The organism is Paenibacillus sp. 598K (assembly GCF_003851045.1).
GTDB lineage: Bacteria > Bacillota > Bacilli > Paenibacillales > Paenibacillaceae > Paenibacillus_D.
Window position 1 is genome coordinate 67,157 of sequence record NZ_BFBX01000116.1, and the last position, 565, is coordinate 67,721.

Annotated in this window: 1 pseudogene; it reads right to left on the bottom strand. The window is 68.1% G+C overall.

The features are described from left to right. Positions 1 to 565: pseudogene (locus tag PA598K_RS28245) on the bottom strand (tRNA (adenosine(37)-N6)-threonylcarbamoyltransferase complex transferase subunit TsaD); the annotation flags it as partial.

Genomic DNA, 565 nt, shown 5'->3' on the forward strand with positions numbered 1-565 from the left:
GTAGCGGGATCGCCTCGGCAGCGCAGCGCGCCGCCAGCGTCTCGCGCAGGCCGCTGTTGGCGGCGACGCCGCCGCACAGGAGCAGCTGGCGCACGCCATACGCCTTCGCCGCGCGGATCGCCTTCTCGCTCAGCACCTCAACGACCGACTCCTGGAAGCCACGTGCCAACGCTGCCTCGTCCAGCGGCAGGCCCTTCATCTGATGCTGGTTGATGACGGCCAGCACGGCCGACTTGAGCCCGCTGAAGCTGAAGTCATAGGAGTCCGCCTCGAGCCACGAGCGCGGCAGCGGCGTCGCCGTCTCGGCCTGCCGCGCCAGCCGGTCGATGTGCGGGCCGCCCGGATAAGGCAGCTTCAGCGAGCGGGCGACCTTGTCATAAGCTTCGCCGACCGCATCGTCGCGCGTTCGGCCGATGATGCGGAACTCGCCCTCTTGCTCGACCAGCACCAGCTCGGTATGGCCGCCCGAGGCGACCAGGGCGAGCAACGGATACTGCAGCTCGTGGACCAGTTGATTGGCGTAGATATGACCGGCGATATGATGCGTGCCGATGAGCGGCACCTC